The following is a 25,513-nucleotide window of genomic DNA, read 5'->3' as shown; positions in this document are numbered from 1 at the left end:
GCATAAAGTTGTCATTTCGACGAAAGGAGAAATCACACTCGTGACCACAATATTGAATCCTGCGTGCGATTTCTCCTTTCGTCGAAATGAAATGACAAGATTGTGGATATAAAGTTATTAATTGATAAAATAGCAATAAAAAAAAGCTGATACATTTGTATCAGCTTTTTTTTATGTTTTATACTTTCTTGACTTTCTTCAAAGCCTCAATATAATTTTCGTTGACTTTTTCCCAATTTATAAGTTGATAAAAAGCATCAATATAACTTCCTTTTTTATTCTGATAATCCAGATAATAAGCATGTTCCCATAAATCAATTCCTAAAATAGGAGTTCCGGGAATCAAAGCATTTTTCATTAAAGGATTGTCTTGGTTTTCTGTAGTAGTGACTTGCAATTTTCCGTATCTGTCAACAACCAGCCAAACCCATCCAGAACCAAATTGCTTTTCGGCCTGACCTTTAAATTGATTGGTAAGATTATTAAAAGAACCAAACTCTTTATTTATAGAACCTGCCAAAGTATCTTTTGGTGTTTGCTCTTTTGGAGTTAAAATATTAAAATAAAGCGTATGATTGTAATATCCTCCCGCATTCTGACGCAGTTTTGCATTATTTAAATCTAGCTTTTTAAGAATATCTTCAATAGACATATTCTCATATTCTGTAGAAACAATTTCTTTATTCAAATTGTTTGTGTACGATAAATAATGTTTAGAATAATGCGTTTCTAGAGTCAAAGATCTAATTCCGGGAGCTAATCCGTCGTAAGCAAAAGGAAGCTTCGTAAGTTCAAAAGAACCAGGGCTTGCTTTTACATCATTTGGAGATCCAATCGTAATCTTTTCTTCTTTAGTAGGCAGTGGAACTTCTACAACTTCAGTCAGCTTGTCTTTATCATGACAAGAAAATAAGAATAAAAATGAAGCCGAAATACTGAATAAAACAATGCTTTTCTTCATAATGATAGTTATTTTAGTGAATTAATGATTTCGATATATTTCTCTTTTGCTTCCTCAATAGAAATATGGCTGATCTGCATCCATGCATTTGTTTTAAATGCATTTCGAAGATCAAAATTGTCTGATTGATATATAGCGCTTCCAAAAGTTGCTTGTTTGTAATAGGCATAAAGTCTTAGCTGCACATCTTGTGGCAGCGAGGCTTGTGTCATTTTCAAAGCAATTTCAACAGCCTCAGAAAAACGAGTATCTAAGTCTTTTTCGGTCATTTAAGCTTTTGTCGCAATTATAGTTTTTCCGCCAATTGCTTTTTGGTTCAATTCAACATTAATAGGCGTACCTAATGGTAAAAATAAATCTACTCTAGAACCAAATTTAATAAAACCAGCATCAGTTCCCTGGATAACCTGCATACCTTCTTCAGCATAATTTACAATTCTGCGGGCCAAAGCACCAGCAATTTGTCTGTATAATATCTGTCCGAATGTATCGTTTTCGATTACAACAGTAGTTCTTTCGTTTTCTTCACTAGCTTTTGGATGCCATGCAACTAAAAATTTACCCGGGTGGTATTTGCTAAATTTAATAATACCATCCATAGCGTAACGCGTAACGTGTACGTTGATTGGCGACATAAAAATAGAAACTTGTAAACGTTTATCTTTAAAATATTCACCTTCGTAAACTTCTTCAATAACCACAACTTTTCCATCAACTGGAGCAAGAATATGATTACTGTCTCTAACTGCAATTCTTTTAGGATTTCTAAAAAATTGCAAAATGATAATCAAAATTACAACGCCGGCAATTTGCACAAGCATTCTTAGCCAAGCGATATCAATAAATCTATCAGCAATTAATAATACAGCTACTGCAAACGTAGTACCTAATAAAATGGACGGGCCTCCCTCTTTATGAAACATAGTATAAAATTTGATAAAATAAAAATATTATTGGTGCTACAAATATAACACTATCTAGGCGATCTAGTATACCTCCGTGTCCTGGCATTATAGAACCGCTGTCTTTTACGCCAGCAATTCTTTTAAATTTTGATTCGATCAAATCGCCGATCGTTCCAAAAACGCTTACAATAACAGCAATAATTGTCCATATTAAAATAGACCTGCTGCTAAAATCAGGATTAGGCTGAATATAAAGTTTTGATATTAAAAAGCCCGCAAAAGCAGCAAAAACAGCACCGCCCAAAAAGCCTTCTACAGTTTTCTTAGGAGAAACACGTTCAAATAACTTGTGTTTTCCCATTGATTTCCCAACAAGATATGCAAAAGTGTCATTGGTCCAGATAAGTACAAATAAACCAATAATGATCTTTGGGTTATAATCATTAGTTCCAAAAGAAATCTTCACAATAAAAATAAAAGGAAGCGTAATGTATCCCAATAAATATAAATATTTAGAGGAAATGCTTATTTTTTGAACGGAGTCATAAAATAAGAATAAAATACATTTAATTGATATTACGACCGTAACGGCAAGAAGTATAAGGTCTAACTGCTGAATATTGGTTTCTAAAGTAATATCAGATTTAAAAGTAGTATTTAGATAAGCAGAAGTTTGTTTGTTGTAATGACTAATTAAAACAATAATAGAATATAATAATGTACCAAACAAAATCGAAAAGATTTTATTCAAACTTACTAAATTAGAAAATTCGTAGATTGTGATAATTAGAAAAACGCCAAAAAGAATAATAAAGCTTTCGGTAGAAAACAAGATTGAAGTTAAAAGTAAAGCGATATAAACAGCACCAGAAATGGCTCTCTTAAGTGTTTCGTTCATCTTAAAGATCTTCTAAAAGCAACAAATAAAGGTTTTTTGCAACACTTCCGTATTGAGTAAAGTCTTCTTCTTTTGCTTTTTCGAAATATTTTATTGTGGTGATATTAGTAGGGTAGTCTCTTTCGTATTTACGTTTAATGGCGCTTAAACCATCACTTTTCATTGCAAGTATTTGACTTGTTGTGGCTATTATGACAATACTTGCAGGTAACTCGTTTGGCTTGTCTTGTCTAATTTGTTTAGACGAAAATAAAATAGAACCTTCGTCTGCAATAAGATTTTCGCAAGAAGCAAGTAAAAATTTAGGATTTCTAGGAGAAATGTAAAGTAATTTATTTTCCTCTAATAAACTGAATAAACCAGGTTCGTAACACAAAACTTCATTTTCGAACCAGTCGTTTTCTTCCAGAATGTTTTCAAATTGTTCAGCAACTTCTTGTTTGTTCTCACAATACAAAAATTTACCGCCATTTTTCTTAAAATTAAAAATGAATCTTTCGTCTATAGATAAATGACCATCCGGAGCTGGATTTCCTCCTCCATATTCACTTTCGTTTTCTTCGTCAGAAGCGGCATCGCTAGAGCCAAATATTTTTTTGAAAAAATTCATTTTATATGAAATACTTTACATGTTAATTGAAAACGTTCAAAGATAAAAAAATCTTAATTCAAAAGGGTGTTTTGAATTAAGATTTTAAAAAATATTACATATTTGTTGAATAATTTACGAAACGTATTCTTCTAAGTTTTTATCAAAAGTACGTTTTCCGAAAATTGTTTCTAAGTCATCTTTAAAAATAACTTCTTTTTCTATCAAAATATCAGCAAGCTGATTTAGTTTGTCTTTGTTCTCTTCAAGGATCTGAATAGCTCTTTGGTATTGTCCTTCAATTAATTCTGAAATCTCAGCATCAATAACTTTTGCAGTTTCATCAGAATATGGTTTAGAGAAGTTATAATCGCTTTGTCCGCTTGAATCGTAATAAGTAACGTTTCCGATTTTATCATTCAAACCGTAAATCGTAACCATAGCACGAGCCTGACGTGTTACTTTTTCTAAATCGCTCAATGCACCAGTCGAAATTCTGTCAAAAGTTACTTTTTCAGCAGCTCTTCCGCCCATTGTAGCACACATTTCGTCTAACATTTGATCTGTTCTTACGATTTGTCTTTCTTCTGGAAGATACCAAGCAGCTCCTAAACTTTGTCCGCGAGGAACAATAGTTACTTTAATAAGTGGTGCAGCATGCTCTAACATCCAGCTTACAGTTGCGTGACCAGCTTCGTGTATTGCAATTGCTCTTTTCTCTTCTGGAGTAATGATTTTGTTTTTCTTTTCCAGACCACCAATAATTCTATCAACTGCATCAAGGAAATCTTGTCTGTCTACAGCCGTTTTATTGTTACGCGCAGCAATTAATGCGGCTTCGTTACAAACATTGGCAATGTCAGCACCAGAGAAACCTGGAGTTTGTTTGGCTAAGAAATCAAGATCTAATCCTTCTACTTTTTTGATTGGTGCTAAATGCACAGCAAAAATTTCAGCTCTTTCACGAATGTCTGGTAAGTCAACAAAAATTTGTCTGTCAAAACGTCCTGCACGCATTAAAGCTTTATCTAAAACATCAGCTCTGTTTGTTGCAGCCAAAACAATTACGTTAGAGTTTGTACCAAAACCGTCCATTTCTGTCAATAATTGGTTCAAAGTATTTTCTCTCTCGTCGTTTCCGCCAGACATATTACTTTTTCCTCTCGCTCTACCAACAGCATCAATTTCATCAATGAAGATAATAGCAGGAGATTTTTCTTTAGCTTGTTTAAACAAATCACGTACACGAGAAGCACCAACACCTACAAACATTTCTACGAAATCAGAACCTGATAAAGAGAAGAAAGGAACTTGAGCTTCGCCGGCAACAGCTTTTGCTAATAATGTTTTACCCGTTCCCGGAGGACCTACAAGTAAAGCACCTTTAGGTATTTTACCTCCAAGATTAGTATATTTTTCAGGGTTTTTAAGGAATTCTACAATTTCTTGTATTTCTTCTTTTGCACCTTCTAAACCAGCAACATCTTTAAAGGTAGTTTTAATGTCAGTTTTTTCATCAAACAATTTAGCTTTAGATTTTCCGATGTTAAAAATTTGTCCGCCGCCGCCGCCAGCGCCGCCAGACATTTTACGCATAATGAAAATCCATACACCAATAATGATGATGATAGGAAGTAAGCTGATTAGGATATCGCTCCAGTTGTTTTTCTGTAAAAAGTTAAAATCTTTCAGTTTGCCTTCGCCAACTGCTTTTTCTAATTTAGTTTGAAAAATCTGGTCGTTACCAATTTCCAAAGTATAGTGAGGACCTTTGTTTGGTCTTTCAAAAATATCTTTAGCTACTTTTTTATTTGCTGCATCTTTTAGCGCAGCTTGTGTTAAATATACCTCAGCTTCAGCTTTATTGTAAACAATAACTTTTTCAATTTGTCCTTTTTCTAATAAAGTATTGAATTTAGAAGAAGTTAATTGAGCTGGTTCGCTTAAGTTAGATCCTCCTGTGGCAAAACTTATAAATAAAAAAACTAAAAGTATTGCGGTGTATATTAACCAAGGACTTATTTTAAATTTACTCGGATTTGGATTATTATCTTTAGCCATTAGGAAAAATTTTCTTTAGTATTTGTTTTCGATTGTAGTTATTTTGGCGTCACCCCAAAGGCTCTCGATATTATAGTATTCACGAATGTGTTTCTGGAAAACATGTACCACGATATGCACATAATCCATAAGAACCCATTCTGCATTATCGGTTCCCTCTACGTGCCAAGGTTTATCTTTAAGGTCTTTTGATACTGTTTTTTGTATTGAGTTTACAATGGCATTAACCTGGGTATTTGAGCTACCGTTGCAAATAACAAAATAGTCGCATACAGCAGTATCAATCTCTCTTAAGTCAAGAATATCGATGTCATTTCCTTTTACTTCCTCAATCCCTTTTATTATGTTCGCCAACAGAACATCATTATTAATAGTCTTTTTCGCCATGAATTATTTTATATGAATTTGTAAAGTTACCAAAATTTGTCATTATTTTTGAACCTTAACAAAATATTAAATTAAGTTATTTAAATTACTTAAATGAAACTAATCAAACTCGATGCCATAGATTCTACAAATGATTTCCTAAAATCATTATTCAGCCAGGATGAACTAGAGAATTTTACGGTGGTAACGGCTGAAAATCAGACAAAAGGGAAAGGACAAATGGGAGCAAAGTGGCAGTCTGAGTCGGGTAAAAACTTAATTATGAGTGCGTTGGTAAAGGATTTTCTGTTTGATAACGAACAGGTATTTAACCTTAGCATAATAGTAGCAATGTCTGTAATTGAGGTGTTGAAAACTTTTGATATTCCTGAATTAAGTATAAAATGGCCAAATGACATCATGTCATACACTAAAAAGATTGGTGGCATACTTATCGAAAATACCATCAAAAGTGATGGCAGAATCGTGTCAGTAGTTGGATTAGGTCTTAATGTCAATCAAACTAATTTCGACGAATTACCAAACGCGTCTTCTTTGGCAGTAATTTCAGGACATGATTTTGATAAAGAAATACTGCCAGCCTTAATTATCGAAAAAATCCAGCAGAATATTGATTTATGGAAAAATGATTCTGAGGATTTTTCGAAAAATTATTTTAATAATTTGTTTAGAAAAGGAATTCCGATGCCATTTAAAAATACAGCAAATCAAAATTTCATGGGCATAATTCAGGGTGTTTCTGCAATAGGAAAATTACAAGTTTTGCTAGAAGACGATTCAATTTCAGAATTTGATATTAAGGAGATTCAGATGCTTTATTAGGAGGGGCATAGGGGCAAAGGTTCAGAGGTTCATAGGTTGAGCTGATGAACTTTGTAGCTTTGTTTCTTTGTTACTTTGTCCCTTAGGCGTAATTTTTCTGTTCCAATATAGGATATAAATAGTTCCTAGAATTGATGGAGTAATCCACGCAATTAGATTTCCAATTCCTAGACCGGCAACAATGTAAGCTGTTATAGAAGCGATTAAAGCGCCAATCATTTTTCCTATATGTTTAGAAACCCAGTTTCTATTGGTTTCAGAAAAGTTTTTGAAAAATATAAAATCTTTAACCGTCATATAAAGTCCAAATCCGCCGAAGAAAGTAAATAAGATTCCGTTTGCGATGTTATTAAACTGACAGTATAATCCAATCGAAATCATTATTGCAGAAAAGAAAAGCATACTTCCGGAAATAATTTTATCTAGTATATCCGCTTTAGGTTTGGTTTTAAAAGTGAGTGCTCTGTTTCCAGAAATAACCAGATAAATGGTAAATAAACCAATAAGAAATAAAAATACATTCTGATGTTTTGGCATCCAGCAAATTGGCAAAGAAATAAGTGAACTCATTATCATTCCGATAGAAAATAATTTTCCCATTCGTTTATGAAGTTTACCGCCCTTTTTAACGACAATACTTCCAATTCCTGTAATTAATCCAAGTCCTCCAAAAAATGCGTGAATGTAAATTAAAATCTTAATAGCTGGTTCCATTTTGATATTTGTTTTGGTTTATGGGACAAACTTCGGGGATCAGTCTAACGTAAAATAATTTATGTTTCTGAACTGTGGTTTTTTCAGGATGAAATGTTTATTTTGAGTTATGTTGAATTTTTTTAATCTCGCAAAGTCGCAAAGACGCAAAGTTTTGTTTCACGCAGATTCTGCAGATTAAGGCAGATTTAACTTTTAGACAATCATCTGCAGAATCTGCGTGAAACAAAACTTTTGGGCTTTGCGAGAAATAAATCCCCACAATCTGCCAAATCTGCGAGCAAAAAAAACTTTGTAACCTAGCGTCTTAAGGACAAAAAAAAGTCCGATCGTAAAATCGGACTTATAATTTTATGTGAGCTAATAAATATTAAAGCTTAGTCATATTAGCAGCTAAAGTTTCAATAAATTTACTAATAGGCCCTTTAATCATCATAGCCATCATAGCGTTAAATTCGCCATCAAAAACCAACTGAACAGCACTTTCAGAATCAGAAACACTGTCAATATTAGAAACCAATGTAAACGGAAGTTTATCACTTGCTGCACCCAAAACAATTTTGTTTGGCGCTACTTTTTCTTTCATTTTCAATTTGATTTCCGGCATACCCTTCAATCCAAAAATAAAAGCATCATCGCCGATCACTTCAAATTTAGCGATATTATCCGGCATTAATTTTTCAAAATTCTTTACATCAGACAACAAATCAAATAAATCCTGAGCTGATTTCTGAACGGTAACTTTTGGACTTTCTAAGTTCATATATTTTTGTTTTTTATATTTAACCTCTTAATTAAATTCCAAAATTTTAAATTCCAAATTCCAAATGAAAATCAATTTTCAATCTTAATCTCATTTCAAAATCTAAAATCTACATTCTAAAATCTAAAATCATTTACTCTTGTCCCCAAGTAGATGGAATCTCGTTCCATTCCTGCAAAGCAGATTGCTGATCTTCTGTAATATATTGTTTTTCGACTGCTAAGTTTAGTAAATTTTCATAATTACTCAGCGTGTACAAATCGATATTAGCGTTTTTAAAGTTCTCTTCAGCAACATTAAAACCATACGTAAAAATCGCAGCCATTCCTTTAATATTGGCACCTTCGTTACGTAAAGCCTCCACAGCCAATAAACTGCTGTTTCCTGTACTAATTAAATCTTCAACCACAACCACGTTTTGTCCTTTTTGTAAAAAACCTTCAACTTGGTTTTGTCTTCCGTGTTTTTTAGCTTCAGGACGCACATATACAAAAGGAAGTCCAAGGCTTTCAGCCACAAGAATACCAATTCCAATAGCGCCAGTAGCTACACCGGCAATGACATCTGGTTTCCCAAATTGTTTCTCAATATTCTTTGCAAACTCATCACGAACATAATTTCTGATCGATGGAAATGAAAGAATTAACCTATTATCGCAATAAATAGGAGATTTCCAGCCAGAAGCCCATGTAAAAGGATTTTCTGGATTCAATTTAATTGCATTTATTTGCAAAAGCAATTCGGCTGTTTTTTCGGCAGTATCTTTGTTAAAAATCATACTACAAATGTATAAAGTTTTTGTAAACGACAAACCACTTTTTTTGACAAATGAAATCTCGAAAGAGACTAATTTTCAGTTGTTCCTATTGGAGAGTATTGATATAGAGCAACTTATAGTAAAAATATTTCAAAATAAAATTCAAAAAGCCTATCTATATCATCCAGATGAAAAAGAAATAATGAAAACCCTAAAGGCCAAAATTCCTGTCAGTAAAGCAGGCGGGGGATTGGTTTACAACAAAAAAGGAGAAGTTTTATTTATTTTCAGAAACGGAAAATGGGATCTTCCAAAAGGCGGAATTGAAAAAGGTGAAGAGATTGAAGACACCGCCATGCGTGAAGTCGAGGAGGAAACAGGTGTTGGACAACTAAGGATTACCAATAAACTAGAAAAAACCTACCACGTTTTTAAACGCAACGGAAAATATAAACTTAAAATCACACATTGGTTCGAAATGCAGTCTGATTTTGAAGGGATTACACACGGACAAGCGGAAGAAGGAATCGAAAAAGTTGAATGGCTAAATCCGGAGCAAATCAAAGAGGCACTTAAAAATTCTTATGAGAATATTAAGTTGTTGTTTGAAGAAGAAAATGTTAAGAATCAAGAATAGTAATAAATTCCAATTTTTAAATTCCAAATTCCATCTGCTAGCGCGAGCGTCCCGCTCGTGCCCGTTCCAATTATTTAGCGAATCTTTATTGATTTAGATGGCGGGCACGAGCGGGACGCTCGCGCTAGCAATTGATAAATATATATTATGGAAATCCATAAAGCAAATTAAATTTATTACTCTTCGTACAACAGCTTTCAATCTACAAATCAAAAATCCAAAAACCTTTCGGTTAAAAAAAAACTACAAAACCCTATAAACAGGATACTGCAAATGTGCCTTTTCATAATAAACAGAATGCTTGTAAATCCATTCTAACTGCGCTTCAGGATCTTTTGCAAAAACGGCATCACTTTGTCTTTTAGAATCTAATTCTGCTTTTAAAGTTGGATTTTCTTTTAAAATTTTTGCTGCCGTATCTTCAAAAACATAATCAGAAAAATGTTCTTTTTGCTGTAAAATTGCATCAAAGAAATTCCAGTTAAAAAACGAATCAACGCCTTCTGGTTCAAAAGCTTCAAGGAGATATTTTACACCTTTTTGGTTTGTTGAAACGATGTAATGACCTTTCGCAAAAGCGGTTTTAACTATTTTAGAAGTTATAGTTGTGTTTCTATGAATATAATGACCTTCGTAAGCTGAAGAAGCCGTTTTAAAATCGGCAATTTTGTAACTTTCAACCTCAACAATGGTATCGTTTTTAAGCTGAGAATACGTAATTCCGTTATTCTTCAAAAGCTCTATAATATTCCAATAACCACGCGGAATTATATAAGCCGTAGGAATGACAACTTCTTTAACCGATTTGAATTCTTTTATATACGGAACGTCTTTTTTATACGGTTTGCTTCTGTCGTAATACAAACGATTTCCGGTTGTGGCTTCGCTTTTTTTATACCCTGCTTCGTAACCTAAAAAGGAGAATTTTGTAGTTTTAGTACTGTCCATTTCCCATTGCAAAGTGTATTTTTTCTTCGGCTGATATTGTTCAAGGTTTTTAATTCTCAGCTCTTTAATTTTTTGATAATTAGCATCCATAAAATCAATTGTCGATTTCATGTATTCGTAGGTTACTTTTACACGTTCGGCATATTTTTTCAACATGTGCGTTTCGACTACAAAACCAATCGTATTAAAAAGCGAAGTATATCCCGTAGTGTATCGCGGACTATCAACAAATTGCCCAAAACCTTTGTCTGGTGTATCTTTAAAAGAATCTACATAAGGCGTAGTTTCTATTTTTTTATTTTGAAGATCTTTTACTAAAGCCGGCATCATTTCGGTATTCATAAAATCACCCAAAACAGTTCCCAGTTTATTGTGCTGCGTCATGATGTAAGTCAGTTTATATTGATAATCAGAACCGTTACTTACGTGATTATCAATAAAAACATCGGCATTTATTTTCTGAAAGATCTCAACAAAACTTTTTGTATTTTGAGTATCTGATTTCATTAAATCTCGATTCAAATCATAATTTCTGGCATTTCCGCGAAAACCATAAACTTCCGGCCCGTCCTGATTGGCCCTTGTTGTAGAGTTTCGATTTAATGCGCCACCAATATTATAAACCGGAATCGTAACAATTACGGTATTTTTTGGCGCTTTAATTTTTCCTAAAGCCAAATCTCTAAACAATTGCATTGTAGCGTCAATTCCATCAGGTTCGCCCGCGTGGATTCCGTTATTGACGAATAAAACGGCTTTATTTTTCTGAATTTTATTAAAGTCGAATTCTTTCTCTGGATTAAAAGTAATCATGTGCAGCGGATATCCAGAATCTGTTAAGCCCATTTCTACCATTTGAATCGTCGGGAAATCCTTTGCTAAAAGGGTATAATAATTTATGGTTTCCTGATAATCTGCCGCTTGATTTCCGTTTCCTTTCTCAAAAAAAGTATCGTATTTTTTGTTGTTTTGAGCGAAAGTAGTAAGCGAGAAAAGTAAAAAAAGAAAAGTAAAATGTTTCATGAATAGATATTTAAAACAGAATTCAAATATAGTTTTTTTGTTTCACGCAGATCTTGCAGATTAGAGCAGATTTGATAAATTATTTATCTGCTTAAATCTTTTTAAATCTGCGTGAAACAAAATATTTATAAAGCTTTTCAAACTTTTGCGTTGAAATAAACCAGTATTTCAACGTGATCCCGAAGCTTCGGGAGAAACAAAGAAACAAAGAAAACTTTTTTGTCTACTTTTGCAAAATGAATAAAAAACACCATTCCAACAATATACTTTCGAATTTAGGCATTGAGAGCTTAAACGAAATGCAGGAAGCTGCTAAAGATGCGATTCTTAACGACAATAATGTTTTATTACTTTCTCCGACAGGATCTGGGAAAACATTAGCCTTTTTATTGCCAATTTTAGAATTGTTGCAGCCAGAAATTCTTTCGGTTCAATGTTTAATTTTGGTTCCATCACGCGAATTAGGTTTGCAGATTGAACAGGTTTGGAAAAAAATGGGAACTGATTATAAAGTAAATATCTGTTACGGAGGCCATTCTATAGATACTGAAATTAAAAATTTAAGCAATCCGCCAGCGGTTTTAATTGGAACGCCGGGTAGAATTGCCGATCATATCGAAAGAGGAACTTTTAGACTGGATAAAATTCAGACTTTAATTCTGGATGAATTTGACAAATCTTTGCAATTGGGTTTTCATGAGCAAATGTCTTTTATCATTGGAAAATTATCAAAACTGAATAAAAGAGTTTTGGTTTCGGCGACTTCAGATATTGAAATTCCAAAATATACCAGAGTCATAAATCCGACAGTTTTAGATTTTATTCCAGAGGAAGAAGAAAAGACCAATCTTACAATGAAAATGGTAGTTTCTCCTGCGAAAGATAAATTGACAAGTTTGTTTAATTTGATTTGTTCTTTAAAATCAGAATCGGCAATTATATTTTGTAATCACCGTGATGCTGCAGAACGTATTAGCGATACACTAAACGAAAAAGGAATTTACTCTGTGTATTATCACGGTGGAATGGATCAGGACGAGCGTGAACGTGCTTTGATTCAGTTTAGAAATGGAAGTGTGAGTTATCTTATTACTACCGATTTGGCTGCACGTGGATTGGATATTCCGGAAATGAAACACGTTATTCATTATCATTTACCATTAAAAGAAGACGAATTTACTCATCGTAACGGACGTACGGCGCGTATGCAGGCATCTGGAACGGCGTATTTAATCATTCACGAAAGTGAAAAGAAATTGGATTACGTTGATTACGAAATGGATGTTTTAAATGTAGATAATATAACTTCATTGCCAAAACCACCTCAATATCAGACCATTTATATTAGTGGCGGAAAGAAAACAAAATTGAATAAATTTGATATTGTTGGTTTCTTTTCTCAAAAAGGAAAATTAGAAAAAGAAGATCTTGGTTTAATCGAAGTTAAAGATTTTGTCTCTTTTGCAGCGGTAAAATTTAATAAAGTAAAAGATTTACTGAAAAATATTAAAGATGAAAAAATGAAGGGCAAAAAGTTTAAGATTGAAGTTGCCCGCAATGTTGTTAAGAAAGAAGAAGAGAAAGATAAGTACTAAATTTAAGATTTAAGATTTTAGATTTTTTTGATAGTATAGATTTATAGTTTGTCATCCTGAGCGTAGTCGAAGGACGTTTGTGATATATTTACAGTTCGTACCCTTTGACTACGCTCAGGATGCATGCTTTAAAATACATCTAATGTGAATTATAATGTTAAATTTAAAATTATAATTTATTGATTTTCAGTAATTTAATCTATTGTCAATAAAATTTACAATTTTGTGTTAAAAAAATAATGATTTGATGGGTGTTTTTTCATTATTTCTATGTTTTTTTGTGATCGTAAAATAGTAAACCCCAAATACCATATGAAAAAGATTATTACTCTTACCGCATTGTTTTTTAGTTTTGTTTCTTTTGCACAAGTTAAGGTTCTTGAAACGGTTCCTGTTGAGAAATTAGGAAAAGTAAATAACAATTATATTCAGAAAATTGGAGACGAATACACTGTGTATTACACCATCGTTCAAAGTGATGATGAGTCGACTTTAAGAAAATTTTCATTTAAAAACTTAGACAATGCTTACAACTCTTTATACAGCATTATTGTAAATGGTTTTTCAGCAACGCCTTTGTACGACATCAAATTAGAGTTACCTAACAACTACATTTGGTTGCACTACACTGGAAACGTAGTTCCAGACAAAGCAACTGTACAATTTATGGTTTCTGGTAAAGAAAGAGACGCAGCAACAAATAATGTTTCTGAGCCATTCGTAAAAGATCAAATCAATAAATTATTCCAAAAATAATTTGTTGGGGTCAAAGCCTCAAAGCAACAAAGAGACAAAGTTTTTCTAACATTATCTCTAATCATAAAAAAAAGCTGTTCTAATCGAACAGCTTTTTTTATTTAAGGTCCAAAGGTTCAAAGCAGCAAAGGTTCATAGGTTTGTTTTCCAGTTCGAAAACTTTGTTGCTCTGTACCTTTGCTTCTCTGAACCTCAAAAAAAGCTATATTTTTTTCACGTATTGTGTAATAATCACAATCTGTTGTCCGTCTACTTTTCCTTCTATGTATTCTGCATTTTCGTGATCTAAGCGAATGTTACGAACTGCAGTTCCTTGTTTGGCAACCATACTTGATCCTTTTACTTTAAGATCTTTGATTAAAACAACAGAATCTCCATGTTCTAAAATAACACCATTGCTGTCGCGGTGAATGATTTTGTTTTCATCATCTTCGCCTTCGCCGGTTGCTTGCGCCCAAGCCAAAGTATCTTCGTCTAAATACATCATATCAAGCAATTCCTGAGGCCAACCTGCAGCGCGCAAACGGCTTAACATACGCCAAGCGACAACTTGTACGGCAACGTTTTCATTCCACATACTGTCGTTTAGACATCTCCAGTGGTTTAAATCTACATTATCCGGATTTTCGATTTGGTCAACACAAGTGCTGCACGCATATACACTTTCGTCAATGCCGCCTTTTTGAGTTGGTAAAACAGTATATACTTTTAGGTTTTCTGTTGCGCCGCAAAGTTCACATTTCGATCCGCTTCGTTTGCTTAATTCTCTATCTATGCTCATTTTTTTGTAATTATTTGAAAGCGCGAAATTACTTATTAATAACTTCGTTTACAAATTATATGCAAGTTGTTTTACTTCTGAACCCTTACAGCGTCTGGAACAAGCATTTCGTACTCACCGCCATTTCGCAATACATCACGAACAATGCTGGAACTAATAAATGAAGTGCTTGCAGCGGTTAGAAGAAATACAGTTTCTATTTTAGAAAGTTTTCTGTTAGTATGTGCAATGGCTTTTTCAAATTCGAAATCGGCTGGATTACGAAGACCTCTTAAAATAAAATGAGCTTTTTGTTTTTTGGCTAAATCTATTGTAAGTCCTTCATAAGTGATTACAGAAATTTTTGGCTCATCTTTGAAGGTTTCTTCAATAAAACGTTTTCTTTCTTCGAGTGAAAACATGTACTTTTTTTCGGCATTAACACCAATTGCAATTACGATTTCATCAAAAAGAGAAATTCCTCTTTTTATAATATCTTCATGACCAAGTGTTATTGGATCAAATGATCCCGGAAATATGGCTTTGCGCATTTATTTAAAGTTTCTAAGGTTCTGAGTTACTAAGAGTCTAAGTTTTTTAGAGTATCAAAGTTACAAAGTTCCTAAGTTGCTAAAGCTTTTTTATTGTATTATTTTTTGAGATTGATATTGCTATTGCCATTGAATTTTATTTAAGTAATTCTCAAAGTATTTATAGACACAACCCATTCTTCTTTATGACAAACATCGCATTTTGCTGTTCCTGCTTTTTGTTGTGTGGTGTGACCGCAAAAGGTGCAGGAATATATACCATCATTTGGAATGATTTTACTTTTTGTACTGAATAATGACGGAAGAATAGGCAAACCGTATCCGACTTCTTTGTCTTCATAATAAAAGACACTGATTTCACCGCTGGTTTCTATAAAAGCATGTTTTACCTGACCTAAATGTTCGATTGATTTAATGCGGAGTTCTGTGAAAAATTCATCTTGGGCGAGACTTTCTTTTTTGAAAGTTGATACCGAAAATTTACCATCGTTGATTAAACATTCGGTTTTTCCTTCTATAAATTCTTCAAACTTTTTACTTTTTCCTGTAAGCCAGGTTACGGCACGGTATAAAATTATGATTACAGTAAAAACTACAGCAGCAGGAATAATACCTACGTCTTCATAAAACATCGGGTCGCCGGCTGCAGAGCCAAGCGCAATTATAATTACGGTTTCGAAAATAGAAAGTTGTTTTACGCCTCGTTTTCCTGCCATTTTTAGTGTCAGCAGTAAAATGATAAACATAACTGTAGAACGAAATATTACTTCCAGCAGAAAATTCTGTGGGAGATTATTAAAAAGAAGTCTTTCCCATTCGAAAATTTGTTTCATTTTTTTGAGGTGCTAAAGTTCTGAGAAACTAAGTTACTAAGTTTTTAAAGCACAATTGTATTTAAATTTCCATGTTTAGAATTATTTTTTTCTGGAAATTATGATAGATTTTTTTTAAAGGTTCTGAGGTGCTGAACTTCTAAGCTTCTAAGTTTTTTGAATAAAAAAAGGTGCTAAAATCTTAGAATCTTAGCACCTCAGTATCTTAGCAGCTTTGTTTAAGCTAACGCCAACTCAATCGCATTGGTAAATAAATCTTCCAAAGAAATTCCAGCTGCTTTTGCTTGCTGTGGAATCAAACTTTCTGTAGTTAATCCCGGAATTGTATTCATTTCCAGCATATACGGTTCGTTGTCTACAATAATGAATTCGCTTCTTGAAAAACCTTTCATTTTAAGAACTTCGTACGCACGTTTTGCAGTTTCTCCAACTTTTTGAGTCAACTCGTCTGAGATTCTTGCCGGCGTTATTTCTTGAGATTTTCCTTCGTATTTGGCTTCGTAATCAAAGAAATCATTGTCTGATACAATTTCTGTAATTGGCAATACGATAATTTCTCCTTTATAATTGATTACACCAACAGAAACTTCAGTTCCGTCAAGGAAACTTTCTATGATGATTTCGTTGTCTTCTTTGTAGGCAACTTCAATTGCAATTGGCAATTCTGCAGCCGTTTTTACTTTTGAAATTCCGAAGCTTGAACCTGCTTTGTTTGGTTTTACGAAACATGGCAGACCAACTTTTTTTACAATTTCGTCCGTATTGATTACATCACCTTTATTTAAATAATATGAAATTGCCGTTTTGATTCCGTAAGGTTTTAAAACCGAAAGCAAATCTCTTTTATTAAAAGTTAAAGCCGATTGGTAATAATCACATGAAGATTGCGGAATTCCAAGTAATTCAAAATAAGCCTGCATTAATCCGTCTTCGCCCGGAGTTCCGTGAATCGCATTAAAAACACAGTCGAAAGTAATTTTTTGGCCGTTTACCGTTATCGAAAAATCATTTTTATCAATAGCAAATTCAGCATCATTTTCGTCTACATAAACCCATTTTTCTTTAAAAATATGAACTCGGAATCCGTTGTATTTTGTTTTGTCAAGATATTGATGCACGACGTTTCCGCTGATTAAAGAAATTTTATATTCGCTGGAATAGCCGCCCATGATAATGGCAATGTTTTTCATTTTTATATTTTTATATTTTTTGTTTCAGGTTTTAATTTTTTGTTTCAGGTTTCAAGTTGAAATTCGGGGCAAACTTTTTTAATTTAAATAAATCTGTTTAAATGAACCAAAATTTCTGTTTTCTCGTTATTATTTTTAATTTTAAACTTCGCTGTAATAAAACGGCTCCTTTAAAAATAACAGGCATTGAAACCTTTCTTGTTTTAAACAAAATTATCATTTTTTTTGAAACGAAATAGGTTTATCTTTGCCACAACTAAAAATAAATTTATGAGTTTACGTAAGTATTTAACAAGTCGTGTATTTTTTTTACAAGTATTAGGTGCTGCTGCAATTATTGCGGTTTTAGGTTATTTGTTTATGCACTGGCTGACTTTTACAACGGATCACGGACACGAAATTGCAGTTCCGAATTTAGCTAAATTGACAGAAGAACAAGTTGAAGCAAAATTAGACGAACTAGACTTAGACTACGTACTTTTGGATAGTGTTGATTATAGAAGTGAATTCCCAAAATTTAGTGTTGTAGAGCAAGATCCATTGCCGGGAACTAAAGTAAAAGTGGGAAGAAAAATATATATTAAAATTAATGCTTCTGGATTCTCTTCTGTTAGAATTCCAGATTTAATTGAGAAAACGTATCGTGAAGCAGTTCCAACTCTTAAAGCTTTAGGGCTTGAGCAAGGAACAATTACCTATATTCCGAATCTTGGAAAAGATATGGTTTTAGAGATGCGTTACAAAGGAAGAAATTTAAAAGTAGGTGACCGTGTGCTGAAAGCTTCTAAAATTGATTTGGTTTTAGGAGATGGAAAAGCAAGTTATGTAGATGAAAGTCAGGCGACAGATAGCACAGCTGCGCCAACTACTGAAACCCCAAAAGATGAACAATAATATTGAAAATTTAGATCTGGAAGACGAATTATTCGAACATTTTAGATTTGATGTACCTAAAGGTCAGGCGCTATTGCGAATTGACAAATATTTGATGAATATGATTCCGAATGCAACCCGGAATAAAATTCAAAATGCAGCAAGCGAAGGAAGCGTTTTTGTAAATGATATTCCTGTAAAATCAAATTATAAAGTAAAACCTTTTGATCTGATTACGGTCATGTTAACGCATCCACCGTTTGAAAACCATATTCTTCCGGAAGATCTTCCGTTGAATATTGTTTATGAAGACGATGCTTTATTGCTTATTAATAAAGAACCCGGAATGGTGGTGCATCCCGGTCACGGAAATTATACTGGAACTTTGGTAAATGCTTTGGCACATCATTTTGATAATCTGCCAATGAACAGCAGCGAACGTCCAGGTTTGGTTCACCGAATTGATAAGGATACTTCTGGACTTTTGGTTGTGGCTAAAACAGAAGCGGCAATGACGCATCTTGCAAAACAATTTGAAGCTAAAACTTCTGAACGCGAATATATTGCCCTTGTTTGGGGAAATGTTGCTGAAGAAGCCGGAACTATTGAAGGAAACCTTGCAAGACACTTAAAGGACCGTATGCAAATGGCTGTTTTTGCTGATCCTGAGATTGGAAAACCAGCGGTTACACATTATAAAGTTTTGGAACGTTTTGGTTATGTTACGCTGATTTCCTGCAAACTTGAAACGGGAAGAACGCACCAGATTCGTGCGCACATGAAACACATTGGGCATCCGTTGTTTAATGACGAGCGTTATGGTGGACATTTAATTTTGAAAGGAACAACTTTTACAAAATACAAACAGTTTATAGACAACTGTTTTAAAGCATTACCACGTCAGGCGCTACATGCTAAAACGCTTGGTTTTGTACACCCAAACACGGGCGAAATGATGCGTTTTGATACTGAACTTCCTGATGATTTTAAGGATTGTCTGGAAAGATGGAGAAACTATTCAAAATCGCATAATACTGAGGAAGAAGAGAATTAATTAGATAATTTTTTAATTAGAAAATTAGATAATTTTATTAAACACAAATTCCACTAATTTACACAGATTAATTTTCGTGTAAATTAGTGGAATTTGTGTTTTAATCTCTTAATGGTTTTAGTGCTTTATTTGGCCAATTGATCCGGTTGGCGTTGGCAGAAGTTCGAAAACAGAAGTAGGAGCAAGGCCAGCTTCTATACGATGCGAAACATATAAAATGCTCACATTTGTTTCTTGTTTTATAGTATTAATAAGCTGAATCACCAAATCTACATTTTCGTCGTCGAGACCTTCTACAGGTTCGTCTAAAATTAATAAAGGCGGATGTTTTAAAACTGCACGAACAATAAGAGCGACTCTTTGCTGCCCGATTGAAAGATCGATGAAACGTTTTTTTCTTAAAGCCGTCATTTCAATTACTTCAAGCCATTGCGTTACAATCTGTTTTTGGTGCGTTGTTGGCTCGATATACAAACCGATAGAATCAAAGAAACCCGAAAGAATCATTTGCTCTAAAGTGTGGCTTTTTTGAAATAAATCGGTCATAGAAGTGGTGAAGATTCCGATTTGTTTTTTGATATCCCAAACACTTTCGCCAGTTCCTTTTTTTCTTCCGAATAAAAATAAATTTTGTCCGAAACCTTTTGGATTATCGCCGGTTATCAACGATAAAATGGTACTTTTTCCAGAACCATTTGGTCCGATAAGCTGCCAGAATTCACCTTGTTTTATTGTCCAGGAAATGTTGTCTACAATCTTTCTGTCTTCATAACTTACCGAAACATTTTCCATTTTAATTAAGACACTTTCGTGAAAGGAATGCGGTTCTAAAGCTTTTGGAATTCCGGCTGTATTTAAGGTTTTAAATTGAGTATCGATGATCTTAGAAATAGGATGCAGTTCAAACGTATTGTCTTTAATTTGTGCTTTATTCTCAACGAAACTAAGCACATCTGTGACGCGATTTACCAATTGAATAATGGCAATATCTTCGGTTAAATCTTTTAATGATTCAGCTAAAATTACTCTTGATGCCTGATCTAAATGATCAAACGGATTATCAAAAATGATAAAATCCGGTTTTTGATTGATGCAGTATTTTAAAAACTCTTTTTTGCGTTCACCAGATGAAAAAGTTCGTAATTGTCTGTGAGAATCCGGAGAAGCTTCTACGCTGTCATATTGATATTCTTTTTCTATAAATTTTTCGATCGCAATATCAGAAAATAAGATTCCCTTTTGGTTGTTAAAAATGGCTAATTCTCCTGTGACTTCGCCTGATAATAAGATTTCTATGAATGCTTTTTTATTTACCTGATTAGATAAAAGTATGTCCCAATGCTGCATTTTAATTTGTTGGTATTATGTATTTTCTTTTAATGCCATTTCGCGGTCATTTCTTGACCATTCGCTCCATGAACCGACGTACAATTTCGGAATTGGCAGTCCTGCATAATCCATAGCTAATAAAGTATGGCAGGCTGTAACTCCCGAACCGCAATGTACGATTATGTTTTCTGAATTTTTATTTTCAACTATAGATTTATATTTTTCTTCTAAAACTGCTGGAGATTTGTAAAAGCCATTCTCGTCTAAATTTTCACTAAACGGAACATTAACAGCTCCGGGAATATGTCCTGCAATTAAATCCAGCGGTTCTGTAAGGCCATCAAAACGATTTTTATCTCGTACATCAATTACAATAAAATCGTTGTTATTTCGAGCGTTTTCGACTTCATCAATATTGGATAAGCCTAACTGCCAGTCTTTAACAGGATAATCTTCGACTGCATCAAAAACTTCAGTTTCTGAACTTACCGGAAAACCAATGTTTTTAGCCGCTTGCAAACCTCCATTTAAAACCTGTACTTTTTCGTGTCCGACAGCGCGCAGCATCCACCAAAATCTCGAAGCTGCGTTTGATCCATTTTTATCATCATAAATAATAATATGACTCAAAGGTGAGATTCCGAGTTTCGTTAATACTTCTGAAAACTTTGATAAAGAGGGCAGAGGATGTCTCCCGCCATTTGCCGGATCTTTTTCTACCGTTGCCAGATCACGATTTAAATCAACAAAACGAGCATTTTTTAGGTGCTCGTTTTTATAATTTTCTTCCGCATTATTTCCAGCTCTTGCATCAATTAATATAATGGAAGAAGAATCTAATGCTTCTAATTCTTCTGGATTTATAATTGGAGAAAGTTTATGTGACATGCCTGTAGAATTTTATTTTTTTGATTTTGCCAGCCAAAACAATCCATTCAAAATGAATTCGCTTTCAGTTTTGTTTTCAAATGTGTACGAAAGCGTTTTGTTGGTTTTGTTTTCGTAATCAATATCATTATGACCCATATTTACATAGATCATTTTATAGTTTTTGTTCGTCCAGACTACGGGATAATAACCACTGTGCCAAATTTCACTTTGTTTTGGCCCGGTTCCGAGCGGAAAACTGCTTTCGTCTATCGCTAAAAGAATCTTGATATCTGGATTTTTTCGCAAATCATTACCCCATCTGTACCATTCGTTTGGTGCCGATGAAAAAGTTTTTGGCAGATTTTTGGTGACAGGATGCTGATTTTCGACTCTTAAAACTGCCGATGTCGGACGCCATGTATTGCTTCCGTATTCGCCAGAACCCAGAAAAGTATTGTGGTACCAATCCCAGTTTTGGGGATAAGTCGAATGGTTTAAGGCAAAAGCCGAAAAATGAAATCCCATCCACGCGCCGCCTTTTTCCATATACTGCTGAAATGCTTCGCGTTGACTTGGGGTTTCTGGTCGTGTATCTAAAAATAAAACGACTTGATATTTCGCCAAAAACTTTGCGTTCAGATTGTCCCAATTACTGGTCGAATCGTATTCAAAATGATGTTCTTCTGCCATTTTTGGAAACCATTTATTGGCTTCATGCACAAAACTAATATGCGCCTGATCATTTTTGCCCGTATAAAAAGCAATTACTTTAAACTTTGGGTTTGTTTTTTTAGGTTGTGAATATCCTGTAAAACAAACAAGTGCAAAAACAGCTAAAACTATTTTTTTGAAAGCAGAAACATTTTTTTGGTCGAAAGTCAGCGTCATATATTTTTAAGGTTTTAAAATTTAACTGGGAATTTTTTCAATCAAAAGTTCGTGTTCAGATTTATCGAAATACGTACAAGTCATTTCGAGAATATCAACACGCCATTTTGCGATACCGCATTGTGCAGCATCATTACAGAAAGTAAGATAATCGGTTTCTCCGTGCTGATGTTTTACCAAAAGCTCAATAAAAAGTTCTTTATTAGGAAAATCAGCTACTTTAATTTCTGCATATTTTTCATCGGCAGTAACATTATAATTGTTAACTCCGTAATATTCAACATGACCGTCGTGTACAAATGTATCGTATCCTTTTACGCCCAAAATGATTAAGTCTTGTATATAATTTGGAAAATCTGCACCACTTTTAACTTTTGCATGTGCTTCTTTTATTTGCTCGATTGTAAACATATATTTAAATTTTAGATTATAGATTTCAGATTAAAACTGCTACTAATTGCACAAATTTACACGATTTTTTATTTACAAGAGTTATAAATTGATTGGTGTAAATTTGTATAATTTGCAGCAAAAAAAAGTACAAAATTAGGGTTTCAAAAATACAATTAATGGTTTTATAAATTGATCAAAAGATTCAATATGCGGTAAATGTCCGGTATTTGGAATTTCGACCAATTTAGAATTCGTAATTGCTTTTTGGGTTGCTTTTCCCAATTCGGCGTAATTACCCATTGTTTTTCTTACTTCTTCAGACACCAAAGGTTTTCCCAAAGCTGTTTTATCCCTCGTTCCGATGATTAAAAGTGTTGGGCTTTTGATGTTTTTAAATTCATATAAAACCGGCTGTGTAAATATCATGTCGTATAATAAAGCCGAATTCCAGGCAACTCTGTCATAATCTGGCGCAGAAGTCCATCCGGCGCTCAATTCTGCCCATTTTTGAAAATCAGCATTCCATTTACCGTCATAATAGTTCGCCATTTGATATTTTTTTATGGCTTCGTAATTTTGTTTTAATTCCGATTCGTACCACCATTCTACAGGTTTGTAGGGAACGACCAATTTCCAGTCTTCCAGACCAATTGGGTTTTCCAGAATCAATTTTTCGGTAGTTTCAGGATACATCAAAGCAAATCTTGTTGCTAACATGCCACCCATAGAATGCCCTAAAACTGCCGTTCTTTGAATTCCTAAATGGTCTAATAATTTTTTGGTATTCTCGGCTAATTGCTGAAATGTATATTGAAAATTATCCGGTTTTGTAGATTTTCCAAAACCAATCTGATCGGGAACAATAACCCGAAAACCTTCTTTTGTCAAGGCTTTTATAGTCGTTTCCCAATACGCTCCATTGAAGTTTTTGCCGTGAAGCAAAACGATATTTTTGTTGTTATAATTTTCCGGAACAACATCCATATACGTCATTTTTAGATACTGGCGCTGACTGTTCAATTCTAAAAAATGTACAGGATACGGATATTCATAATTGCTTAAATCTATATCTAATACTTTTATATTTCCTTCCTGCGAAAAACATAAGAGCGGAAATATCAATAGGAAGAGCTTTATTATTTTCATTTTCTGACCAATTTTGGATTAAGTCTTATAAAATTAAAGCTAACCATTTTTAAAACAAAGCTTAAAGTCTTAAAATTATCAGAAAATATGTGCGTTTAGAACTTCAAAAAAACTTATGCCATAACAGCGATAATGTTCAAAGCGTTTTCGCCGAGTGTTTTGTCTCCCAGAATTTCTACTTTTTGTTTGGCGTCTGCTGGTGTCATTCCTTTAGAAAATAATAACCACGCATCATCAGGATCAATTTTTATTGTTGCTTCGGGTTCTTTATCAAAAGAATCAATAAATTCCCAATGTTTTTCTTTTTTTATAATGCTCCACTGACCGCCAATTTCTGTCGTCACAATAAGCGTTACGATTGTTCCTTCTGGTGCACTTACATTTTGATACGTATGAGGCAAAGCATACATAAAAGTGTTGATAAAAGGCAGAAATAATTTTTGGTTTAAAAGCGCCTGTTTTCCAACAGCATCTCTAATTTGTTGTTGATGCAGGAATTTTTCGGTGTATTCACGTGCGATATGAAACCAGTTTAAAGATGTTTCTTCTCCAGCCCAAGCGACCGAAAATATAGCATTTTCAAAAGGATTCAAGGTTTGTAAATGTTCCTGATATTGTTTTCCGGTTGTTTCTAATAAGTTGATTAAAACATTTGGACTCAATCTTTTTGTGGCGTTAGTCCAAGTCATATTAAGCTGATTTAGAAAGTTCACTAAATCTGCATAAGAATTGATGTTTTCTGGTTTTTCTCCAAAATATTGATCTCTGGAAATGGATAATCCTCTTAAATTTCCGTCAAGCAAATGTGAAGCAATATCTTTTACAGTCCATTTTTTGGCAACAGTTGGCGCATTCCATTCTTCTTCCGTAAGCGAATTTAAAAGTTCAATTAACAAATCGTCTAAAACAGCAAATAAAGCTAAAGTTTCGACTGGAATATTTTTAAGAGAGTTCATTAGGATTGTTTTTTATAGTAACTACTTGCTGCGGATATGGAATGTCGATATTGGCTTCGTCAAAACGTTTTTTTATGCTTTGCAGTAAATCACAATACATTACAAATCCATCTGTAGAGTTTTTTGCCCACGCCCAGGTTTTTATATTTACACTTGAAGCTCCAAGTGCCACGACGCGTGCATTTATCAGCGGTGTGTTTTTCTCTTTGTCTTCGTCGGTTCTGGTATCAATAAAAAGCGGATGTTTGGCGACTTCATCCTTCATTATTTCTAATGCTTTTTCGATATCCGATTCGTAGCCAATACCAATTTCTATTATTTTACAGCATTTAGTATCGTGCATATTGGTATTCACAATAATCTGATTGCTGATAACTGAATTTGGAATAATAATTCTATTGTTTTCTGCATCTTTAAGCACTACCTGTCTTAAATTAATATCTTCTACTGTACCAATAAAACCGTTGATCGTAATTTTATCATTGATCCTAAAAGGTTTAAAAATTACTAAAAATATACCACTTACAATATTGCTTAAAGCTTGCTGAGAAGCGAGACCCGCAACTAAAGAAATTACTCCGGCACCAGCCAGAAAAGAATGTCCGATGATTTTAAATTCAGGAATTTGAATCAAAGCAAAAGCAAAACCTAAAATATAAATAACGGTGATTACCAAATGTTTTAAGAATCTAAAACCTGTGGCATCGTATTCTTTATCGGTTAATTTTCGATATAAAAAGTATTTAAGAACCCTTTCGGTTATTGCTCCCAAAATAATTGTGGTGATCACAATAATTGCGATAAAAATCCCAATTCTAAAGTCTTTTAAATAATCAATCATAATTCTTCTGGAG

Annotated in this window: 28 protein-coding genes; 6 read left to right on the top strand and 22 right to left on the bottom strand. The window is 33.7% G+C overall.

The features are described from left to right. Positions 1–178: 178 nt before the first annotated feature. The 7 genes from EV144_RS04435 to rsfS form a co-directional block, all read right to left on the bottom strand. Positions 179–961 carry a superoxide dismutase gene (locus EV144_RS04435; protein ID WP_134146493.1) on the bottom strand — a complete coding sequence of 261 codons (783 nt, stop codon included), beginning with the start codon at positions 959–961 and terminating at the stop codon, positions 179–181. A gap of 8 nt (positions 962–969) precedes the next feature. Then, a complete protein-coding gene (locus EV144_RS04430; RefSeq protein ID WP_134146491.1) occupies positions 970–1,230 on the bottom strand; it encodes an acyl-CoA-binding protein in 261 nt (86 codons plus the stop codon). After that, complete coding sequence (locus tag EV144_RS04425; protein WP_134146489.1) at positions 1,231–1,884, bottom strand: phosphatidylserine decarboxylase family protein; 654 nt, start codon at positions 1,882–1,884, stop codon at positions 1,231–1,233. Further along, entirely contained in the window at positions 1,874–2,764 is an 891-nt protein-coding gene (locus tag EV144_RS04420; protein WP_134146487.1) for a phosphatidate cytidylyltransferase, read from the bottom strand. The genes EV144_RS04425 and EV144_RS04420 overlap by 11 nt, the downstream gene beginning before the upstream one ends. Position 2,765: 1 nt before the next feature. Continuing rightward, positions 2,766–3,374 carry a lactate utilization protein B/C gene (locus tag EV144_RS04415; RefSeq protein WP_134146485.1) on the bottom strand — a complete coding sequence of 203 codons (609 nt, stop codon included), beginning with the start codon at positions 3,372–3,374 and terminating at the stop codon, positions 2,766–2,768. A 114-nt stretch (positions 3,375–3,488) separates the two neighbouring features. Then, a complete protein-coding gene (gene ftsH / locus EV144_RS04410; protein ID WP_134146483.1) occupies positions 3,489–5,414 on the bottom strand; it encodes an ATP-dependent zinc metalloprotease FtsH in 1,926 nt (641 codons plus the stop codon). Positions 5,415–5,429: 15 nt separating this feature from the next. After that, positions 5,430–5,801 carry a ribosome silencing factor gene (gene rsfS, locus EV144_RS04405; protein WP_007809313.1) on the bottom strand — a complete coding sequence of 124 codons (372 nt, stop codon included), beginning with the start codon at positions 5,799–5,801 and terminating at the stop codon, positions 5,430–5,432. A gap of 93 nt (positions 5,802–5,894) precedes the next feature. On the opposite strand from rsfS, the gene EV144_RS04400 reads away from it, so the two are divergent. After that, positions 5,895–6,623 (top strand): biotin--[acetyl-CoA-carboxylase] ligase, encoded by a 729-nt coding sequence (locus EV144_RS04400; RefSeq protein WP_134146481.1) that lies wholly within the window; start codon positions 5,895–5,897, stop codon positions 6,621–6,623. 21 nt (positions 6,624–6,644) lie between these two features. Here the strand turns inward: EV144_RS04400 and EV144_RS04395 are convergent, their stop codons facing one another. The 3 genes from EV144_RS04395 to pyrE all read right to left on the bottom strand — a co-directional run bounded on the left by EV144_RS04395 (position 6,645) and on the right by pyrE (position 8,878). Next, complete coding sequence (locus EV144_RS04395) at positions 6,645–7,337, bottom strand: hypothetical protein (RefSeq protein WP_134146479.1); 693 nt, start codon at positions 7,335–7,337, stop codon at positions 6,645–6,647. A gap of 370 nt (positions 7,338–7,707) precedes the next feature. Then, positions 7,708–8,100, bottom strand: a complete 393-nt coding sequence (locus tag EV144_RS04390) for an SRPBCC family protein (RefSeq protein WP_134146477.1) — start codon at positions 8,098–8,100, stop codon at positions 7,708–7,710. Positions 8,101–8,233: 133 nt separating this feature from the next. After that, positions 8,234–8,878 (bottom strand): orotate phosphoribosyltransferase, encoded by a 645-nt coding sequence (pyrE, locus tag EV144_RS04385; RefSeq protein ID WP_134146475.1) that lies wholly within the window; start codon positions 8,876–8,878, stop codon positions 8,234–8,236. Between the two features lie 7 nt (positions 8,879–8,885). On the opposite strand from pyrE, the gene EV144_RS04380 reads away from it, so the two are divergent. Beyond that, positions 8,886–9,494 (top strand): NUDIX hydrolase, encoded by a 609-nt coding sequence (locus EV144_RS04380; protein ID WP_134146473.1) that lies wholly within the window; start codon positions 8,886–8,888, stop codon positions 9,492–9,494. 243 nt (positions 9,495–9,737) lie between these two features. On the opposite strand, the gene EV144_RS04375 is transcribed toward EV144_RS04380, so the two are convergent. Then, positions 9,738–11,465 (bottom strand): M14 family metallopeptidase, encoded by a 1,728-nt coding sequence (locus tag EV144_RS04375; RefSeq protein WP_134146471.1) that lies wholly within the window; start codon positions 11,463–11,465, stop codon positions 9,738–9,740. 236 nt (positions 11,466–11,701) lie between these two features. Between EV144_RS04375 and EV144_RS04370 the strand changes: the two genes are divergently transcribed. Beyond that, positions 11,702–13,060, top strand: coding sequence for a DEAD/DEAH box helicase (locus EV144_RS04370; RefSeq protein WP_134146469.1), 1,359 nt, complete (start codon positions 11,702–11,704; stop codon positions 13,058–13,060). Between the two features lie 312 nt (positions 13,061–13,372). Next, positions 13,373–13,816 carry a hypothetical protein gene (locus tag EV144_RS04365; RefSeq protein WP_134146467.1) on the top strand — a complete coding sequence of 148 codons (444 nt, stop codon included), beginning with the start codon at positions 13,373–13,375 and terminating at the stop codon, positions 13,814–13,816. Between the two features lie 202 nt (positions 13,817–14,018). On the opposite strand, the gene EV144_RS04360 is transcribed toward EV144_RS04365, so the two are convergent. The 4 genes from EV144_RS04360 to EV144_RS04345 form a co-directional block, all read right to left on the bottom strand. After that, a complete protein-coding gene (locus EV144_RS04360; RefSeq protein WP_134146465.1) occupies positions 14,019–14,597 on the bottom strand; it encodes a PhnA domain-containing protein in 579 nt (192 codons plus the stop codon). Positions 14,598–14,668: 71 nt separating this feature from the next. Next, the gene (coaD, locus tag EV144_RS04355) at positions 14,669–15,127 is read right to left on the bottom strand and encodes a pantetheine-phosphate adenylyltransferase (RefSeq protein ID WP_134146463.1); all 459 of its coding nucleotides are present in this window, start codon (positions 15,125–15,127) and stop codon (positions 14,669–14,671) included. 140 nt (positions 15,128–15,267) lie between these two features. Then, positions 15,268–15,960, bottom strand: a complete 693-nt coding sequence (locus EV144_RS04350) for a DUF421 domain-containing protein (RefSeq protein WP_134146461.1) — start codon at positions 15,958–15,960, stop codon at positions 15,268–15,270. Between the two features lie 218 nt (positions 15,961–16,178). Further along, positions 16,179–17,150: a D-alanine--D-alanine ligase gene (locus EV144_RS04345; protein WP_134146459.1), complete on the bottom strand. Its 972-nt coding sequence runs from the start codon at positions 17,148–17,150 to the stop codon at positions 16,179–16,181. A gap of 270 nt (positions 17,151–17,420) precedes the next feature. Here EV144_RS04345 and EV144_RS04340 point away from each other — a divergent pair, with 270 nt between their 5' ends. Beyond that, positions 17,421–18,044 carry a PASTA domain-containing protein gene (locus EV144_RS04340; protein ID WP_134146457.1) on the top strand — a complete coding sequence of 208 codons (624 nt, stop codon included), beginning with the start codon at positions 17,421–17,423 and terminating at the stop codon, positions 18,042–18,044. Beyond that, positions 18,034–19,077, top strand: a complete 1,044-nt coding sequence (locus tag EV144_RS04335) for an RluA family pseudouridine synthase (protein WP_134146455.1) — start codon at positions 18,034–18,036, stop codon at positions 19,075–19,077. Before EV144_RS04340 ends, EV144_RS04335 begins: the two co-directional genes overlap by 11 nt. Positions 19,078–19,194: 117 nt before the next feature. On the opposite strand, the gene EV144_RS04330 is transcribed toward EV144_RS04335, so the two are convergent. From EV144_RS04330 to EV144_RS04300, 7 genes are all read right to left on the bottom strand, one after another. Then, positions 19,195–20,424, bottom strand: coding sequence for an ATP-binding cassette domain-containing protein (locus EV144_RS04330; RefSeq protein ID WP_134146453.1), 1,230 nt, complete (start codon positions 20,422–20,424; stop codon positions 19,195–19,197). A gap of 15 nt (positions 20,425–20,439) precedes the next feature. Beyond that, a complete protein-coding gene (locus EV144_RS04325) occupies positions 20,440–21,294 on the bottom strand; it encodes a sulfurtransferase (RefSeq protein WP_134146451.1) in 855 nt (284 codons plus the stop codon). Between the two features lie 12 nt (positions 21,295–21,306). Next, complete coding sequence (locus EV144_RS04320; protein WP_134146449.1) at positions 21,307–22,164, bottom strand: ThuA domain-containing protein; 858 nt, start codon at positions 22,162–22,164, stop codon at positions 21,307–21,309. A gap of 21 nt (positions 22,165–22,185) precedes the next feature. Next, on the bottom strand, positions 22,186–22,575 hold the full coding sequence (locus EV144_RS04315; protein WP_134146447.1) for a DUF1398 domain-containing protein: 390 nt from the start codon (positions 22,573–22,575) through the stop codon (positions 22,186–22,188). 135 nt (positions 22,576–22,710) lie between these two features. After that, on the bottom strand, positions 22,711–23,703 hold the full coding sequence (locus EV144_RS04310; RefSeq protein WP_134146445.1) for an alpha/beta fold hydrolase: 993 nt from the start codon (positions 23,701–23,703) through the stop codon (positions 22,711–22,713). A gap of 113 nt (positions 23,704–23,816) precedes the next feature. Further along, on the bottom strand, positions 23,817–24,659 hold the full coding sequence (locus EV144_RS04305; RefSeq protein WP_134146443.1) for a maleylpyruvate isomerase N-terminal domain-containing protein: 843 nt from the start codon (positions 24,657–24,659) through the stop codon (positions 23,817–23,819). Next, entirely contained in the window at positions 24,646–25,500 is an 855-nt protein-coding gene (locus tag EV144_RS04300; protein ID WP_134146441.1) for a mechanosensitive ion channel family protein, read from the bottom strand. The genes EV144_RS04305 and EV144_RS04300 overlap by 14 nt, the downstream gene beginning before the upstream one ends. Positions 25,501–25,513 lie beyond the last annotated feature (13 nt).

The organism is Flavobacterium sp. 270, assembly GCF_004368785.1.
Classification (GTDB): Bacteria; Bacteroidota; Bacteroidia; order Flavobacteriales; family Flavobacteriaceae; genus Flavobacterium.
Note: the sequence above shows the minus strand (reverse complement) of the source record. Positions and strands in the feature narration are given on the sequence as shown.